The organism is Haloarcula sp. NS06, from assembly GCF_051122755.1.
Taxonomy (GTDB): Archaea; Halobacteriota; Halobacteria; order Halobacteriales; family Haloarculaceae; genus Haloarcula.
In genome coordinates, this window is sequence record NZ_CP184844.1 from 2,460,084 (window position 1) to 2,477,286 (window position 17,203).

At 58.2% G+C, this 17,203-nt stretch carries 14 protein-coding genes and 1 pseudogene; 8 read left to right on the top strand and 7 right to left on the bottom strand.

Translation table 11 applies throughout. The features are described from left to right. The first annotated feature begins 41 nt into the window (after window positions 1–41). The 7 genes from rocF to ACODNH_RS16670 all read left to right on the top strand — a co-directional run bounded on the left by rocF (window position 42) and on the right by ACODNH_RS16670 (window position 6,361). Window positions 42–932, top strand: a complete 891-nt coding sequence (gene rocF / locus ACODNH_RS16640) for an arginase (protein ID WP_306707477.1) — start codon at window positions 42–44, stop codon at window positions 930–932. A 94-nt stretch (window positions 933–1,026) separates the two neighbouring features. Beyond that, the gene (locus ACODNH_RS16645; protein WP_306706157.1) at window positions 1,027–2,349 is read left to right on the top strand and encodes an aspartate aminotransferase family protein; all 1,323 of its coding nucleotides are present in this window, start codon (window positions 1,027–1,029) and stop codon (window positions 2,347–2,349) included. A gap of 59 nt (window positions 2,350–2,408) precedes the next feature. Then, window positions 2,409–3,197, top strand: coding sequence for a basic amino acid ABC transporter substrate-binding protein (locus ACODNH_RS16650; protein WP_306706159.1), 789 nt, complete (start codon window positions 2,409–2,411; stop codon window positions 3,195–3,197). A 4-nt stretch (window positions 3,198–3,201) separates the two neighbouring features. Next, on the top strand, window positions 3,202–3,879 hold the full coding sequence (locus ACODNH_RS16655; RefSeq protein WP_306706161.1) for an amino acid ABC transporter permease: 678 nt from the start codon (window positions 3,202–3,204) through the stop codon (window positions 3,877–3,879). Then, on the top strand, window positions 3,876–4,628 hold the full coding sequence (locus ACODNH_RS16660) for an amino acid ABC transporter ATP-binding protein (RefSeq protein WP_306706163.1): 753 nt from the start codon (window positions 3,876–3,878) through the stop codon (window positions 4,626–4,628). Before ACODNH_RS16655 ends, ACODNH_RS16660 begins: the two co-directional genes overlap by 4 nt. Beyond that, entirely contained in the window at window positions 4,625–5,602 is a 978-nt protein-coding gene (locus tag ACODNH_RS16665; protein ID WP_434530610.1) for an amino acid ABC transporter permease, read from the top strand. Before ACODNH_RS16660 ends, ACODNH_RS16665 begins: the two co-directional genes overlap by 4 nt. A 42-nt stretch (window positions 5,603–5,644) precedes the next feature. After that, complete coding sequence (locus tag ACODNH_RS16670; RefSeq protein WP_306706167.1) at window positions 5,645–6,361, top strand: helix-turn-helix domain-containing protein; 717 nt, start codon at window positions 5,645–5,647, stop codon at window positions 6,359–6,361. Window positions 6,362–6,692: 331 nt separating this feature from the next. Here ACODNH_RS16670 and ACODNH_RS16675 read toward each other — a convergent pair whose 3' ends face one another. From ACODNH_RS16675 to ACODNH_RS16705, 7 genes and pseudogenes are all read right to left on the bottom strand, one after another. Beyond that, the gene (locus tag ACODNH_RS16675) at window positions 6,693–7,730 is read right to left on the bottom strand and encodes a tyrosine-type recombinase/integrase (protein WP_434530611.1); all 1,038 of its coding nucleotides are present in this window, start codon (window positions 7,728–7,730) and stop codon (window positions 6,693–6,695) included. Beyond that, window positions 7,727–8,140, bottom strand: coding sequence for a DUF5805 domain-containing protein (locus ACODNH_RS16680; protein WP_306706171.1), 414 nt, complete (start codon window positions 8,138–8,140; stop codon window positions 7,727–7,729). The genes ACODNH_RS16675 and ACODNH_RS16680 overlap by 4 nt, the downstream gene beginning before the upstream one ends. Before the next feature lie 2,233 nt (window positions 8,141–10,373). Further along, window positions 10,374–11,080, bottom strand: a pseudogene (locus ACODNH_RS16685) (transposase); the annotation flags it as partial. A gap of 122 nt (window positions 11,081–11,202) precedes the next feature. After that, a complete protein-coding gene (locus ACODNH_RS16690) occupies window positions 11,203–11,682 on the bottom strand; it encodes a hypothetical protein (RefSeq protein WP_306706173.1) in 480 nt (159 codons plus the stop codon). Between the two features lie 531 nt (window positions 11,683–12,213). Then, on the bottom strand, window positions 12,214–12,642 hold the full coding sequence (locus ACODNH_RS16695; RefSeq protein WP_306706175.1) for a hypothetical protein: 429 nt from the start codon (window positions 12,640–12,642) through the stop codon (window positions 12,214–12,216). A 56-nt stretch (window positions 12,643–12,698) separates the two neighbouring features. Continuing rightward, window positions 12,699–14,621, bottom strand: coding sequence for a HAMP domain-containing protein (locus ACODNH_RS16700; RefSeq protein ID WP_306706177.1), 1,923 nt, complete (start codon window positions 14,619–14,621; stop codon window positions 12,699–12,701). Window positions 14,622–14,623: 2 nt separating this feature from the next. Further along, on the bottom strand, window positions 14,624–15,817 hold the full coding sequence (locus ACODNH_RS16705; protein ID WP_306707479.1) for an ABC transporter substrate-binding protein: 1,194 nt from the start codon (window positions 15,815–15,817) through the stop codon (window positions 14,624–14,626). Between the two features lie 351 nt (window positions 15,818–16,168). On the opposite strand from ACODNH_RS16705, the gene kdgK1 reads away from it, so the two are divergent. Continuing rightward, window positions 16,169–17,128 carry a bifunctional 2-dehydro-3-deoxygluconokinase/2-dehydro-3-deoxygalactonokinase gene (gene kdgK1 / locus ACODNH_RS16710; RefSeq protein WP_434530612.1) on the top strand — a complete coding sequence of 320 codons (960 nt, stop codon included), beginning with the start codon at window positions 16,169–16,171 and terminating at the stop codon, window positions 17,126–17,128. Window positions 17,129–17,203 lie beyond the last annotated feature (75 nt).

Here is a 17,203-nt window from a genome sequence, read left to right on the forward strand (position 1 = left end):
CCCACTCGCGAGACCGTAGTCGTCCCGTGTCACCTGTCGCGGTGCTCGGTGTCCCGTTCGCCCTCGGTGCCGACCGGCGCGGCGTCGACATGGGCCCGTCAGCGATTCGCTACGGCGGCCTCACCGCTGCGCTTGATACGGCCGGCGTCGACTACACTGACGTCGGAGACCTTTCAGCGCCGACGCTACAGTCCCAACCGGCGTCCGACGACAACAGTGCGAAGTACCTCGACGCTATCGCGGAAATGACCGATACACTTGCCGACCGGGTGGCGACAGAAATAGCCGACGGGAGCGTGCCGCTGGTGTTAGGTGGCGACCATTCTATCGCGATGGGCACGATGCGCGGTGCGGCTCAGACGACCGAACTCGGCGTCATCTGGTTCGACGCCCACGGCGATTACAACACCCCGACTACGTCGCCCAGCGGGAACGTCCACGGGATGCCGCTTGCGGCCGCCCACGGCTACGGCGACTTCGCAGAGATGCCGTGGGCCACCGCCCCGAACGTTGCCGAGGAGAACACCGTCATCGTCGGCGCGCGGAGCCTCGATGCCGACGAACGAGCAGTCCTCCGCGAGAGTGACATCTCCGTCTTCACGATGGAAGACATCGACAGTCGGGGTATCGGCCCAGTCACTGATGAGGCACTCGACATCGCGACCGATGGGGTCGATGACATCCACGTGAGCCTTGACCTCGATTGGCTTGACCCGGACGATGCACCGGGGGTCGGGACACCGGTTCCCGGCGGCGTCACCTATCGGGAGGCGCATACGGCGATGGAACGGGTCGCCGACCGCGACGCCGCCGAATCGGTGCTGCGCTCGCTTGATGTTGTCGAGGTCAACCCCATCCTCGACCAGCGCAACACGACGGGCGAGCGAGCGGCCGAACTCGCCGCTAGCGCGTTCGGCAAGCGGATCCTGTAGCCCAGTTTCGAACCGCAGCAAGGACCCAGCTATGTGGCCAGTACGCGGGCCCGGAACACAGTGATTTATTACTAATGATTGTTATTGTGATAACATGGACCGCGATACTGCGGAGCCGCGTGTCGATAGTATGCCTGGCCCACAGAGCAGCGAGTGGGTCGAGTACCATCACGAAACCGCCGCGCCGAGTACGTACGTGTACGAATTCGTCTGGGACATCACTGAGGACGCAATCGGCCCGTTCTGTACAGACGCGGACGGCAACGTCCTGCTAGATTTTACCTGTCACGTCGCCGCATCGCCGCTCGGGTACAATAACCCGAAGGTGCTCGACCGTGCCGACGAGTTCGACATGGTCGACCCGCTGAAGATCGCCGGTCAGGACTTCTACATCAGCACCGGCGGCTCACCCGACGAAACGTCGCTACCGGGGCCCGCCCACCTGATGGATAGACTGACCGATATTACCAGCCAGTACGACTTCGACACCGTCTTCCTCTCGAATTCTGGTGCCGAGGCCGTCGAGAACGCGATGAAGATTTGTTACGATAACTGCGAGACGCCGAAGTACGGCATTACCTTCGACGGCGCGTTCCACGGTCGGACGCTGGGGGCGCTATCGCTTAACCGTTCGAAGTCCGTCTACCGTCGAAAATTCCCCGAAATCAGCGGGATTCACGACGTGGAGTACTCCGAGGCCGGCGTCGAGCGCCTCCGTTCGAAGCTCGACGCAGACACTGGCCACATCCCGCCCGAGGAAGTCGCGTTCCTCATCTTGGAGCCGATACAGGGCGAAGGCGGCTATCGCGTTCCGAACCCCGAGTTCCTCTCAGCCGTCGACGACCTCTGCCGGGAACACGATATCCCGATCATCGCTGACGAAATCCAGTCAGGAGTGGGCCGCACTGGCGAGATGTGGGCCGTTGACCACTACGACATCGAACCGGATGTCATCACGAGCGCGAAAGCACTTCGGGTCGGCGCGACCGTCTCCCGGTCGGACATCTTCCCGTCCGAAACGTCACGGCTCTCCTCGACGTGGGGGGCCGGCGACATCCTCGGCTCGATGCGCGGCGCGCTGACTCTCGCTGCTATCGAGGACCATGATCTGGTGGACAACGCCGCCGAGAAGGGGACGTACTTCATGGATCGGCTCCGCGATATCTCGGCGGGCCGTTCGCTGGTCGAAGACGTGCGCGGCCTCGGCTTGATGACCGCGCTGGAGTTCGATACGGCTGATCGACGCGACGCTGTGATGGAAACTGCGCTCCAGCACGGCCTCCTCACGCTCGGCTGTGGCCAGAAATCTCTCCGGCTTCTTCCGCCACTCGACGTCACCGAGCGCGAACTGGAACTCTGTCTCGACATCCTCGATTCGGTGTTTACCGAGGTTGCAGGCGCTGTCGCGTCCGCCTGACCCTCGCGACTTCTGCGGTAACCGAAATGTTAAAATATGACTGATTCGACTGTGGCACTATGCCACGAGAGGCACGCGTAGACAGACGGAGGTATCTGCAGGCAATTGGTGGCACTGTCGCGACCCTGTCGGTCGCTGGCTGTCAATCGGGCAGCGGGGACTCACAGACGCTTACCGCGGGCACAGCGCCGGGCTTTCCGCCGTTTGAGATGAAACAGGACGGCGAACTCGTCGGCTTCGACGTCGAGTTGCTGGAAGCCGTTGTCGCGGCGTCGGAGTACGAACTGAGCGGCTGGGAAGAACTTGAGTTCAAATCACTTATCCCGGCGCTGAACAACGGGAATGTCGACGTCGTCGCAGCGGGCATGACGATCAACGACGAACGCGACGAAGCGATCGACTTCTCCGACCCGTACTACAGTTCGAATCAGGCCATCATCGTCCGAGAAAGCGGGTCGTTCTCACCGTCGTCGCTGGATGACCTCTCCGGGGCGACAGTCGGGGCACAGAAGGGGACAACCGGCGAATCCGTTATCAAGGACCAGCTCATCGAAGCGGGGACGATTCAAGAGTCTAGCTACAACGCGTACGGTAACTACGTGCTCGCTGTTGAGGATCTGCTGAACGAAAACGTCGACGTCATCATCATCGACGTCCCTGTCGCGAACTCGTTCGTGGCAGACCGCTCCATCGAATCCGCGTTCGTCCACGAGACTGGCGAGCAGTTCGGTTTCGGAATTCAGTCCGGCAACAACGAACTCGCAGGTGCGCTCAACAGCGGGCTGACCACCGTTGAGGACGATGGGACGTACCGGGACCTGACCGAGAAGTGGTTCGGACAAAAGTGAGGCCATGGAAGCAATACTTCAGGTCGCCGACTGGCTGTTCGTCGTCGACAACCTTGGACTGTTGCTCGGTGGGACAGCTGTTACCGTCGCGCTCACCGTAGCCAGCATTCTCCTGGGATTTGCAATCGGGTTCCCGGCCGGTGCGATAGAGGTGTACGGCTCGGACAGAGCCCGTCGGCTGGTCGAACAGGTCGGGGTTGTCCTTCGTGGCACTCCGCTGCTAGTCATCATTATGATCCTGTACTTCGGCCTGTCCGTCTCCAGTAGCGCGTTCGTCACGGCGACCATCGCGCTTGGGCTCCGGAGCGCCGCCTACCAGTCCCAGATCTTCCGCGGTGCGCTCCAGAGCGTCGACGATGGGCAACTCGAAGCGGCACGCGCCGTCGCGATGTCCCGGTTCGAAGCGATCCGGCACGTTGTCGTCCCGCAGGCGCTCCGCCGGAGTGTTCCGGGCTTCCAGAACGAGTTTACTATCGTCCTCAAGGACACGAGCATCGCCATCATCATCGGTATCGGTGAACTGCTGACGACAGGACAGAACCTCTACGAAGGCGGCCAGTCGACGGCGGCACTCGAGATATTCCTCGCCGTCAGCCTTGTCTACTTCGTGCTGACGTTCGCGACGAACCGGTCACTCGACAGACTCAGCGACTACTACGCGGTACCGGAGGGAACGACATGACACAGCCACTACTCTCAATCGACGATCTGCACAAGTCCTACGGGAGCGAGGAGGTACTGGAAGGCGTTGGCCTCGAGATGGATCAAGGCGACGTGACGGTCCTCATCGGCCCCAGCGGCTCGGGCAAGTCCACGCTGCTCCGGTGCGTGAACCGGCTAACCGAGATCAACAGCGGCCGGATTGCGCTCGATGGGGAAGACGTGACTGGGGTCGACACCGACGTCAACGAACTGCGAAAGCAGGTCGGCATGGTGTTTCAGGATTTCAACCTCTTTGCGCATCTGACCGCGCTCGAAAACGTCACGCTCGGCCCAAAGAAAGTACTCGGGATGGACGCTGCCGACGCCAAGGCAGCCGGACGGAACCACCTCGAACAGGTCGGATTGCTGGAGCAGGCGGACTCCTACCCCGCGGAACTCTCCGGCGGACAGAAACAGCGTGTCGGCATCGCCCGCGCACTCGCGATGGACCCGGAACTGTTGCTGTTTGACGAGCCGACCAGCGCGCTCGACCCCGAACTTGTCGGCGAAGTCGTCGAAGTGATGCGTGACCTCGCTGCCGAGGGCATTACGATGCTCGTGGTCAGTCACGAGATGGACTTCGCCCGGTCGGCCGCATCTGACATCGTGTTCCTCGATGACGGCGAGATTGTCGAGCATGGCCCACCGGAGCAACTGTTCCAGAACCCCACAGCGGATCGAACCGAACAGTTCTTGAGCAGATTGCACGCGCACGAGGAAACGGCATGAGCACAGCCGAATCTACAACGTCACCGCTTCGGGACCGCGTCGAGACAGTCTTCAGCGTCCGTCCACTCACAGTCGGCTTGGCACTGTTCTGGATCTGGGTTCTCGCCCGCTGGACCACTGATTTCGTTCTCGCAGGGGTATTCGGACTCGACCGTGGCGCACCGTTTGTCCCGGCAGCCCCGTTTCTGACAACAGCGGATACCGTTGCCTCGCTTGCCACGCCACTCGGTGCCGCCGGAGCGCCGCTGGTATGGCTCGCTGACACGCTCCGGTTCACCGCCGATGCGACGGCGTACCTGCCGGCGCTGGCGCACGGCATCTGGACGACGGTCCTACTGACAGTCTTCAGTGTCTGCCTCGGGTTCATGCTGGCGCTCCCGCTCAGCGTCGTCCGCGTGTACGGCGGGCGATGGGCCCGGTGGTTCGCTCTGTCGTACACGGAACTCATTCGCGGGACGCCGCTGCTCGCCCAGTTGTTCGTCCTCTACTTTGCGACCTCACTAACGCAGGTTCTCAGAGGCGTCCCGGGAGTCGGTGTCGGATTCATTCCAGCACAGGCGTTCTGGGTCGCCGTCATCAGCTTCACGCTGAACAGCGCCGCCTACCAGTCCGAATACCTGCGTGCGTCGCTGGAGTCCGTCGATGGCGGGCAGTTGACTGCCGCACGCGCGATCGGGCTCTCGAAGCTAGAAGGGATACGGTACGTCGTCGTTCCACAGGGTCTGCGACTCGCGCTTCCCAGCTGGACGAATGAACTCGTGTATCTCATCAAGTACTCCTCACTGGCGAGTTTCATCACCGTCCAGGAACTGTACGGGAGAACGAGCACCCTCGCTAACGAGACGTACCAGTATACAGAACTCTTCGTGCTGGTGGCGATACTGTATCTGGCCCTAGTCGTCTCGGCATCAGCACTGATGGACCGCGTCGAATCGCACACTGCAACCGCCGGTGTCGGACACACAAGACAATGACCACTCTCTTAGGGTTTCCGCTCAACTATTCCAGCACATCCCATGAGTCACGCTGATAGCGCCGGAGCACGGCTAACACTCGACCTGTGGCACCCGAACTGCTGGGCTATCGAAGCGACCGACCGCACCGATGGCGGTATCCTGGCACACACAGTGCAACAGAGCGTCCAGTCGCCGACAGCATCGGTCAACGGCGTGTTTACGGCGTACGGAGCCACGAAGTCGGCTGTCGAGGACTGTCTTGACGCAGTCCGTGCGTCGTCTCACGCCGGGGAGATACAGGAACTTCAGGCACGTATCGGCCACAAACGCGATGCGCCGGGCACCGTCGTCAGACAGTTCCTGCTGGAGTACGACCCGGGCGAACTGGTCTGTCCGACGTTGCTCGAACATGGGTTCGTCCACAGCGCCCCCGTTCGCATCGAAGACGGTCGCGAACGGTGGCAGGTGAGTTTCACCGGCGAACGCCCCGAGATTCAGCCCGCACTCGATGCTGTCGAAGCTGACGCCGACGCTGACGTGTCGGTCGAATCCATTGTCACCCCGGACAGCGATACTGAGCGGTCGGTGGGGGGGCTGCGTACTGACTCGCTGACGCCGGCTCAGCGACGGGCCTTCGAAGCGGCCCGCGACGCGGGCTACTACCAGTGGCCGCGCGGGATTTCAGTCCGCGAACTCGCCGACCAGATGGACATCTCGAAGACGACACTCCTCGAACATCTCCGAACTGCCGAGTCGAAACTTCTGGACCCTGAGTAGTTTCTCCGGATCTCCCTCTGGATAGCGGCTGATATGGACGTATGTAAGGTTAGTGCCGACAGTCTCTGGTTCTGCCGCCGTCTCAGTCCAGTGATGTGCTATACACTGATCTGCTGCTTTGGAAATGCCTGTCAACGGGCTGTTCGATCGATTTTACCACAGGACAACCGACGCATGGAACCTGTCTGTCTCATATGCGGCCATCAGAACCATCATTGAGACAGTACAAATGCGAAGTAGCATTCGGCCAGTTCCATATAGCATTATGGAGTTTATTAGTTCAGCAGCGACCATCTCAAATGCAATTATAGTATTAAAAATTGACAAAAAGCTACAGTAGTGAGTAGATTTCGGCCTCGTACACATCCCTGACTCGGGTCCCCCATTCGTGGGTGTACGTGTCGATAACATCCTGTGCCACGTCGCCCCTGAGGTATTTGACGACGCCGCGATCACCGGTCCGGTCCCGGAGATGTGTCGTGAAGAAGTGCCGGAAGTAATGTGGCGTCACGTTCTCTTCGGCTCCGCCACCATCCGTGTACCAACCGAACTCGCGGGCGTGAGACTCGACGATATGGTGTACCATGTTCGGCGTGAGTCTATCCCCCCAGCTGTCGCTTGTAGACACGAACAGCGGCGCTGCCGGGGACTGCGTGTCCGGTCGGATTGCGAGCCAGCGTCGCAGTACAGATGTCAGCTCGGCGTCGACTGGAATCGTTGTCTCACGCTTGCGCTTGTTTGACGCAGTTCGTTCTTCCCCGTTACTGGCCTCGCTACGAGCCGGGTCCGAGGCGACGAACAACGAGTCCGGACGCCCATCGAGGCCCGCTCGAACCGGGATCTCCGGTCTGGGGCCGGGGGTTTCGAGGTTGAGGTCGCGGATATCGAGGTTACACAGTTCGCCAGCCCGCATTCCCGTCTTCAACAGTGTTACTATGATAGCGCGCTCTAGTGGGTGCGAGACGCTGTCGACGAACGCACGCATCGACTGGAGGCCTATCTCCCGACGGGTCGGGTCGGTGTTGATGGACTCGTCCATCTCCTCCATGACCAGCGTCATCGGGTTCGATTCGAAGACGCCTACCTGGGTCATATACGCAAAAAACCGGTGCAGATAGGAGGCATACGTTGCGACAGTGCTTTCCCCGACATCTCCACGGAGGCTGTGGACGTATGCCATGCAGTCCCGGTGGGAGGCCTCTCGGACAGGGAGGGGCTGGTGGCCGTCCGCCAGATAGGATTCGAAGTCCCGGAGGACGCGCTCGTAGGACGCACGAGTCCGGTCGCTCTTTCCGTGGTACGTGATATCATCAAGGAAATACCCAACCGGGTCCGATTCGGCGCCCGGTGTGGCTGCATCCGTGCTCATTCGTCTCGAACATACCCCCCGTGTCGCCCGCTGTACTGCACTTTGTTGTCTGACTGCAGTTCCTGCAGTGCGTCCTCGAGTCGCTCCTCGATATCATCGGTCAGCCCTGCGAGCAGGTCGTCCCACTCGTAGTAGTCCCCGTCAGCAAGGATCTCCTGGACCCGGTCTTTCAGCCCCTCACCCCCAGGGGTAGCATCCGGAGAACGGGGTTCCTCGCTATCGCTCTCAGCGGCGTCTGATTCAGTCGTCTCGGACGCTGCTGACTCGAATCCGCTTCGGCCTGCCTGTACCATCGTCCGGACGAACTCGCTTTGACTCATATCCAGTTCCTCAGCGTGGGCCTGCCATTGCTCTTTCTGGTAGGCCGGAATGTACGTCCGAACCGTCGTTCGCTCACTGTCACTGGACACATTTTACTCTCGGATGCCGGGAACTTCAATGTAGTCCCATACTTAGAGATAAAAGCCTTTATTTGGGTGAGTGACACCCTATTTCACCGCAATTTGTCGCCTTACTGACAACTAATTCACGCTTTATCGAAAAATAGGCACATATTCACAAATATAAATACGGGCGCAGATTACTGTACTCTCTCTGGTTAGCCCACCTGCCCAACAAGATTCAGGTGGACGAAAGCAGACTACCGCCTGTTGACAGGGTATCAATATTCGGTTTGGCGCAGTGAACGGCCACGGGGTCGAGTCCAAGACTATACAGGCCTGATCCACTACTCGCCGAAATCAAACCATGGGGTTGGCAGTCTATCCAGTTGCTCAGTCTCACTGATTTCCCTGCACGGTTGGCTCCTTAACCTTCCCACGCTACGTAGCATCCACAGTCCCCCAGATGTGGCATGTGCTACTGAGGCTGGCATCCTCCCGGCGGAGAACGGCGTGGCTTTTCTCCTGGAGCCACAGTTGGTTTAGTGTACCCGGACGCACTATACCGGTCACGCTGGACCGTATTCAGGTCTGTATGCTGGTCTTTGAGACTATGAGGATGTGACCCTCCAACCAGACGTGGTAGCCCCGCTTAACCCCACGAACCGCGTCGTCAGCTCGACTGCCTGCTTTGCGTGCCACTCCAGAACCGTTTCTGACAACGTACGGTCTGCGTGGCCTTCGATATCTACCGGACAGTGAGGTGTGGTCTTGATTCTCCGTCAGCCGGCCTGTGTCTCCCACTGCAGGCACTGCTAACAAGCCCACGCTTCTGACCGAGATACACTGTGTCCAGCCGTTCCTGTCCAGTCGTTCCAGCAGGGCACGACATGGGGATTCTTCGGCGTGGCTGCGGCGTCGGGTCCGCTTCCGAGCAGTTGCCAGAGACGTTCGCTACTGCATTGGCCTTCCCGTAGCCGTCCGCGAGACTCTGTCTTTCTGTGACTCTAAGAGACGCCGTCTCTCGGGCAATTTGGACCGCACTGGGCGCTTTTCCGTCGTCGCACGGAACCGCTGGCCCGACCCACGGCCTTTGTGCAGGTACTGCTCGCCGGTTGCGGTAGTGCAGGCGACAAGAGTGTGGCACTAGGACTCAAAGCGGCCGTTTCGTCGGCCAGTGGCGTCCCGTGCCTTGCCAGAAACAGTCACGGGTTGCAACACTCGACAGGTGCATTCAGTCTCGTCGTGCCATAGGTCCGGCCTGCTTTTTGTCATCGGGATAATGCGGGTCGCCAGCGGTTTCGAGTCGGAGACGCCCGGTGGTTGTACGGTCCTTCAGTTGGCCCCCGATCAGCACCTCAAATCGGACTGCTCGCCTCATTCGACGATGTATGATATGCAGCGAATGCTACCTTTGCGTACACGCCAATCACGATCATTGCCACGGAAGTCCGGCGAGTTCGGTGTCCTGTAACCGACGTATTCGGCTCGTCACAGTACCTGTTCGTATCGAAGAACCCGCACAGCGCTTCGCTGTCTTTGTGTATCATTCGAAGAATGGTACTGCACTGAGAACAGCCCTGTATTGCCTTCAATCTGACCTGTCTCGGCGTGGCCCCGTCACTCTCTCCTGCACACGTAACACATCCCCCAATAGACGGACTTCAGTATAGACGAGCACTAGAGTGCTAAACCGAAACCCTCCTACATTAGCGTGTCGAGGCTGAAGCTAGCGATATGCGCTCCCGACGACACGCGTTCTCTCAGGCGGGTGAGTCCGGTGGCTAACGACGCACTCGTCCTTTTGTTCATGATTGCGATCGTACTGGTAGTCATGGCTGTCACCCTTATTGGCGGGTTCTATCTGGTCAAATACCTCGTCGAGCGTACGTTTAATTCGTGATTTCGTTTCCTTCAATAGTCTATGCGCGTCGATAGTCTGTAGCGGTAATTAACGGAGATTACTGTGGATAGTCCATTTGCTGGTTACTGCTGGTAACCTTGAGACCATCATCACACTGGTCCGCCCAAGACACATAAATTGCATACCGCTATATCAAATAGGTGGGCAGGAAGTTGAGACTATAACGGGTTTAGCGAGGCTGTAATGCGTGTATTTGGACGAATCGCCGAGCGAAAAACCGATCAAGATTAGCTCTCATTCACTGGTTCCTGTTGTATTACTGACTATATTGCCGAATTTCAAAGACTCTCAAGATTGTATCCACTCAGACACCGCCTTACACCCTGATTGAGTCACTCTCTACCCGATTCTTTCCTTCTTTACCAACGTTAGCGTGTTATCTGCCGTCACAATCGGTTGGTGCTCGTACTCTCCGGTCAACTCCACCTGCACGAGTAGATTCACCGCAAGCCAAATCGAGTACAGGAGACACGCAAACGCGAAATAAAAGAATCGCAGCCCGAAATCTTTCGACGCAGTGGCAGCCATGAATCGCTTGATCGATTTGTATCCACTCTCGATCGCCCACCGGTAACCGTACTCAGTGAGGAAGCTACTACCGCGGTTAGACATGAACACTGAGCACTGACCGTGGTCGTCATGCTCAGAATCCTCTTTTCGCCGATAGACCAGCGTCGTCTCGTGCCACTCGTTCTTCCCGAGATGCAGTTTCCTATCGGTTTCATATCGGTCTTGACCCCGCTGGAGCAACCGCTTTGCTTGGGCTTTCTCGCTGGTCTGCATCCGTTTCGGGACGACATATGACAGTCCACGCTGGCTGAGCATCTCCAGAATGTGCTGGCTTCAAACTCCCGATCCATCAACACGTTATCGATGTGGACCAACTCCTCAGCAGAGTTGAGCAGATCCTCGACGATTTCTTTCCGACTCTCGCCCTTCCGTACTGGTCGCGCATCCAGTACGATTGGGACACCGTTCCCGACCAGTTGGACTGTCGCCCACTGGTAGGCGTACTCATCAATCTGCTCTTTCGTCCCGATAAATTTCGTCTAACTAGTAATAGAGAGAACACATTCACCTCTCAGTATCGCTAAGCAGTATGAGTGGACAGTAGTCAGTACAAGGGATCTACTTATCGCGCGCTAAATACTCCCGGATATCAGGCTCCCTACTCCTGACTGGATGAGTTGTCCTCAGATGGCAGTTTGAGTAGAGAGTGTATGCGTTGGCGGACCCGGTTTCGGATCTTTCTTCCGTAGTTCGTGAATACGAGGGTCGCTGCCAGGGAAATCGATGTGGTATGGAGGCCGACTTCCATCCAGGGCGTCAACTTGCGACTGAACACGAGGTTGAAGGCGAGGAGTAGGAGGATATTGAGGGCTATTTCAGCGACGAAGTAACCAGCACTGACTGGAAGTGACGGGTGCCAGCCGGCAGACCAGAGCAGGACAATGACAATTGTACCAAACAACAGCCCAGCACCCATTCGTGAGAAGGGGATGGCAGCCGGAACTGCATCGACCAAGGCGAATCCGAGGGTCCGGAACGACGACCCGACAAGAAACCAGACCAGTAGTAGGTGGCCAAACGAAGGCTTCTCTTCGGAGGTGGGGCTGGCTTCCCGTAGCTCCTCAATGGACTGTCCCATTACACCACCGTCAACACGACTTCCAAAAGAGTATTTGGCTTATCGGGTACACTCCCCGCTCAATACGCACCCTTACTGAACAGTGTTCTCACGGGAAGTCCTGAAATGAAGCGGTAACTCCAGTAAATTCAATGAGTCGGTTGTAGTCAGTACCGGTTATTCGTTGCGCGACTGAGTGGACTCAAAGAACTGCTGAGCCAATACGACTCCAATACCCACAGAAACTGCCGAAACGCTGGTCTCTAAGAAGGTCTGGTCAAGGAGCAGGATTGATGCGAGGACTGAAGAAGCGGCTACGGCCCCGAATAATACGAATCTATTCCGGGGGGAAAGGGGATAATTCACATTCTACACAGCCCTGCATTGGTGTAAAACGCGTTCGATATATACACAATCCTACTGAGTAGCCGGTTCGGTCAACATCTTGCTGAACGAAATCGCGAGAAGATTAGCCCGTATGCATTGAGAGCGCCAGTCTCAACTTCTGGGTGGGGCAGTGGCCTCAGAACTTCGGTAGATGAATTCTACAAATCAGTCGTCCCCATTTTCTCCGGTCGCCACTCCCAGAATCGTCGTCTCGGCGTCAAAATACGTCGGCGCATCAGTGTCGATCTCGAATTCAAGAACGGTTTCAAGGTCACCGGAACCCTCTGCGAGTTGTTCGGCAAGATCAGTATACCCCTCGGTAAGCGTTCGGTATTCGTCCAGTTCTGCTTGTTTCGCCTGGGCTTGCTCCTGCTTGGCCTCTATGTCGGCAACAGTTGCTTCCCCAGCAGTCTCCGGCTGGCCAAGGCCTTCAGTCAACGCCGTACGAGCGTCGGCAGTGTCCTGTTCGATCTCCGCAAGTAAATCTGAAAGCTCTGCACTGCGCTGGTCCAGATGGCCCGCAAGAATCGCAGCCTGGGTTCGACAGTACTCGGCGAGTTCAGCCTGTGAGATATCGCCCGCGTCGTCGTTCATTGCATCAAGTACGACGCCAGTGCGAAAGTCGGTTTCGGTGAAAGCAGTGAAGCGGGTTACTCTTCTTCCTCTTCGCCCAGACTCTGTGACGGACCACCTGAGAAGACGAACTCGTGCTCAGCTTCGGTTTCGAAGCGGTTCAGGATATCACCGAGTGGTTTTGCGTAGCGTTTGAGTTGCTCGGCTCGAGAGGACACTTCGTTGAGCTCTGCAGCCTGTTCTTCGGCTGCGCCGGCAACGGTCTGGGTTTCGGCCATCATCTGGTCACTCGTTTCAGCGGCCGACTGTAGCGTCGTCGCAACCGTCCGGAACCGTTCAAGCGAGTCGCCCAGATTGATGTCCGGATTGTCCGCTTCCAGTTCTTCGAGTGTGTCGACGAGAGTGTCGAGGTCCTCTGAGATGGTCGCGAGACGGTCCTTCTGGTCGTAGGCGTCGTCGGAGATCTTCTGTGTCGATTCGGCGACCTGTTCGGACGCGTCACGGACGGACTCCGCACTCGACAGAACGACGTCTCCGGATTCCGCGACTTCGTCGGCGAAGCTGTTGAGTTGGCCGATAGTCTTTTCGAGTTCGTCGACCATGCCGTTGAATTCGCTGGCGATACGGTCCATCGACTCATTCTCGCCGTCTGTTGCCATCCGTTCAGTGAGGTTTCCAGCGGCCGTCTCCTCCATCACGTCGGAGAACTCCTCGGCCTTCTTCTGGAGGTACTTGTTGACTTCGAGGGCTTCTGCGCGGGAAACTTCCGCTTCCTTCTGTGCGCGCTCGGCCTCATTGATCTGTTCGTTGAGCGCGTCACGCATGTCAGCGAACCCGCTGTACAGGCGGCCGATGTTGTCGATACGACTGGTGGCGATCTCGACCTCAAGATTGCCCTGTCGCATCTGGTCCGTCTTTCGGGTCAGGCGGTCGATCGATGTGGCCGTGTTGTATCCGAGTATTGCACCGACGCCCGCGATGAGCAACACCATCAGCGCCGTCCCAATGAGCCCGTACTGCTGGACGTTCTGGACGAAGCCGAAAACCGCGGAGTTGGGCGCGTGCACGAGAACAACCCAGTCTGTCCCCTGTATCGGTGCATAACCGACCGTGTAGCGTTCGCTGAGCACGTCGGCCGCCGGCATATCAGCGGTGACGCCGGATTGCTGTTCTGAAGACCGGAGATTGTTCGCCTCACCGATTGGTTCGGTGGCGCGGTTGTTCTCGCTGTACGACTGCAGCATGTTCTCACCGAGGCCGCGGCTCCCGTCTCTGGGTTCGTCAATCATGACGACCGCCGATCCGTTGACGACTTGGGTAAACCCGCCTTCAGCCCTGTTGTTCCCTTGAAGCGAGTTCGCGATCTCGTCAAGCGAGTATTCGATGAGGATATACCGGTTCTGCGAGGCAGCGACAGGACTGACGAAGCCGACAACCGGCCCGGAGTTCGTCTGGTACACGTCGGAGACGACCACATCGCTCGCCGTTTCGAAGTTCGCACCGGCAAGCCAGGCCCTGCTCGTCGATTCGAGCGGTGAGTTAGTCAGCACCTGTGAGTTAGATGTGCTGGCGACAACTTGCGATTGGGCGGCATTCCGTTCGACCAGATGGATGTCGGCAGCGTCTGCGGACAAGGCGGCTTTCCGATTGTTGAGTTCGATATCGATATCGTCGGTATCATTACTGGCCCAGACGTCGTCCGAAGAGACGAACTGGGTCGATAGCCGGTTTCGGTCGACCCACTGTGACAGGATGTCTGCTTCCTGTGCAGCGGCGTTTTCGTAGTCACTCAGAACCTGTTGTTCCGTGTAGTTCTTGACTTGCTCTGTCGCGGCAAGGCCGATGAGCCCAACCGACAGCGCCATGACAAAGAGGACGATACCGAATTTGAGTGCGAAGTTTCGCCGGATGAAATCCGGGACGACTGTCGCCAGAATCCCACCGGAGGCGTTCGAATCGTTCTCTGAACTGTCTGGTATCTGTGTATCTCCTGAACTCATACTTAGTTCCCTCCAAGCGAGCAGTTAGCCGCTGGCCCGCTATCGCACGCGTACTGTACATCCGCTGGCTCCCCAACTAGGCCGTAGTAGGTGCCATAGGATTGCTGTATCTCTGATTTTCCTCTCACAACCGGCACTTGACGCGTTGCTTGGTGATCACAGGCCCGGAGCGTCTGCGGTCCAAGACCGGCGTCGTACTCGTGTCCTTCGAGCGCCCCGATGACATCGATCGGATTGAACGTTCCCGCTCGCTCGACTGCGCTGGCGTATTGCAGCGTTTGCGTATATGCGATATGCGCTGCCCCTGCTGGGAGCGCCGATTTCGAGGACCCCGTCGAACTGCCGTACTCCTCGCGGAACGCCTCCCGGAAGGTATTAGATAGCGGCGAGTTGATTGCCGGACTCCAAGCAACAGTTCCGATGACACCCTCGATCGCATCGCCTGCAGTCTGGGCGATATCTCTCGAAGCTAACGGAAGGACAATATTTGACTCCGGGAACTCCTCTCGGAATGCTCTGAGTGCGTTTACCGCGTCAAGACCGCCGAGTCCAAGCACGATTACGTCGAAATCGACTGACTTGATATCCGCTGCGTACTGGGAGTAGTCGCTTGTCCCGACTTGTGCTGTCGTGTCCCAAACAGGAGCCCAGCCGATTTTCCCGAGGGCTCCGTCCATATCATCCCGGAGCGTCCGCCCCCAGTCATTGTCCTGGAAGATCTTGACGTAATTGACATCTTCTCCGAACTCTTTACTGAGGGCCGGGGCCAGCGCCTCGGCCGCCATGCGGTTGTTGAACATCTCGCGGAAGGAGTACCGGTTGCAGTCGGCACCCGTCAGCGAGTTCGCGTTAGCCATCGTCGCCATATACACGACCTGATTCTGCGCGGCAACCTCCTGGTTGGCCAGGCCGGAACTACTGGACGTGCCACCAGCAAGCATAATGGCATCCTCACTATCGACAAGCCGCTGTGCGTTACTCCGGGCGGTATCCGAATTTCCACCCGTGTCTTCGACAACGAACTCGACATCCTTATTCAGAAGCCCGTCACCGTCCAAGGGCGAGTTATACTTCTCGCTTGTTACCCATCCACCACCGTTGTTGATGTGCTTGACCGCGAGTTTGAAACCGCGTAGCTCCTGCTTGCCGGCCGTTGAGTACGCCCCCGAGGAAGCGACGTTGAAGCCGAACGTCACCGAATCCCCGGATACCGGAAAGTTTCCAACTGGAGTTGAGGTCGGCGTCCCGTCCCCATCTGTCACACCCTCGCTGCCACCACAGCCCGCAAGTCCGGCCAGTCCGGCCGCACCAATCGAACGGAGTAGGTTCCGCCTAAAGACCGACGGCCCACCTCCATCTCTCCCTGAATCCATACTGGCGTGTCTAAATTACTATAGCACATAAACTTTTGGAGAAAACTTATACTGTCCATAATCTATACGAAAAATACAATCTAACGCCCTCCGCTCTAGGTAAGGTGTGATTAACAGGGCCGTTAGACGACTGGTTCTCCGGGATTTATACCAAGCCAGTGAGCAACGTCGGATATGACGGAGTTAGTTACGTTCGGTGAGACAATGTTACGGTTATCGCCACCTGGTGACGAGCGACTGGAGACCGCAGACCAGTATACCGTCAGGGCGGCTGGCGCGGAGTCAAATGTAGCTGTCGCCGCCCAGCGGCTTGGGCTCGACGCGACGTGGACCTCAAAACTCCCGGAGTCGCCGATCGGTCGTCGAGTCACGGGTGAACTCAGGCACCACGGCGTGTCGGTCGATGTTGCCTGGGACGACTCGGACAGCGCCAGGCAGGGAACCTACTATCTGGAACAGGGCAGTCCACCGCGGGGTAACGATGTTATCTACGATCGCCAAAGCGCCAGTGTCACAACTGCCATCCCGGCTGAGCTTCCCACAGAGACCATCACAGACGCCGCAGGGTTCCATACCTCGGGGATCACACCGGCGCTCTCGGAGACGCTTGAATCGACCACTGCTGACCTCCTCTCGCTCGCACAGGACGCCGGCACGACTACGAGCTTTGACCTGAACTACCGATCGAAGCTCTGGACGCCGGCGGAAGCCCGCTCAGTTCTGACTGAGCTGTTCCCGTCTGTCGACGTGCTCGTCGTCGCCGAACGTGATGCGAACGTCGTGTTAGACCGGACCGGCGACGCGGAAACGATTGCCCGGGACCTCGCCGCCGAGTACGGGTTCGAAGCGACAGTGATCACCCGCGGCAGCGATGGGGCGCTCGCGCTTGCTGATGGGACTGTAATGGAGCAACCGACGTTTGAGTCGACCGATGCGCACCCGGTCGGGACTGGCGACTCCTTTGTCGGTGGTTTCCTCTCGCAGTACCTCTCCGGTGGCACCGTTGCAGACGGGCTCGCTTGGGGTGCTGCGACGGCTGCACTCAAACGGACGATCCCGGGCGATATTGCTGTCGTATCCCCAGACGAGATCCGTTCTATTCTTAGTGGCGACATGGAAGCGATTTCGCGGTAGCTACGGCGTCCAGCAAGCTTCTTATCCCTTCGCGGGGAACGACAGAGTATGATTAACTATGAACGCTGTAAACTG

Excerpts from the sequence above, each read along its gene's own strand:
- ACODNH_RS16645 (WP_306706157.1), top strand. The coding sequence starts at position 1,027 with ATGGACCGCGATACTGCGGAGCCGCGTGTCGATAGTATGCCTGGCCCA.
- ACODNH_RS16650 (WP_306706159.1), top strand. The coding sequence starts at position 2,409 with ATGCCACGAGAGGCACGCGTAGACAGACGGAGGTATCTGCAGGCAATT.
- ACODNH_RS16655 (WP_306706161.1), top strand. The coding sequence starts at position 3,202 with ATGGAAGCAATACTTCAGGTCGCCGACTGGCTGTTCGTCGTCGACAAC.
- ACODNH_RS16660 (WP_306706163.1), top strand. The coding sequence starts at position 3,876 with ATGACACAGCCACTACTCTCAATCGACGATCTGCACAAGTCCTACGGG.
- ACODNH_RS16665 (WP_434530610.1), top strand. The coding sequence starts at position 4,625 with ATGAGCACAGCCGAATCTACAACGTCACCGCTTCGGGACCGCGTCGAG.
- ACODNH_RS16670 (WP_306706167.1), top strand. The coding sequence starts at position 5,645 with ATGAGTCACGCTGATAGCGCCGGAGCACGGCTAACACTCGACCTGTGG.
- ACODNH_RS16675 (WP_434530611.1), bottom strand. The coding sequence starts at position 7,730 with ATGAGCACGGATGCAGCCACACCGGGCGCCGAATCGGACCCGGTTGGG.
- ACODNH_RS16690 (WP_306706173.1), bottom strand. The coding sequence starts at position 11,682 with ATGGGACAGTCCATTGAGGAGCTACGGGAAGCCAGCCCCACCTCCGAA.
- ACODNH_RS16695 (WP_306706175.1), bottom strand. The coding sequence starts at position 12,642 with ATGAACGACGACGCGGGCGATATCTCACAGGCTGAACTCGCCGAGTAC.
- ACODNH_RS16700 (WP_306706177.1), bottom strand. The coding sequence starts at position 14,621 with ATGAGTTCAGGAGATACACAGATACCAGACAGTTCAGAGAACGATTCG.
- kdgK1 (WP_434530612.1), top strand. The coding sequence starts at position 16,169 with ATGACGGAGTTAGTTACGTTCGGTGAGACAATGTTACGGTTATCGCCA.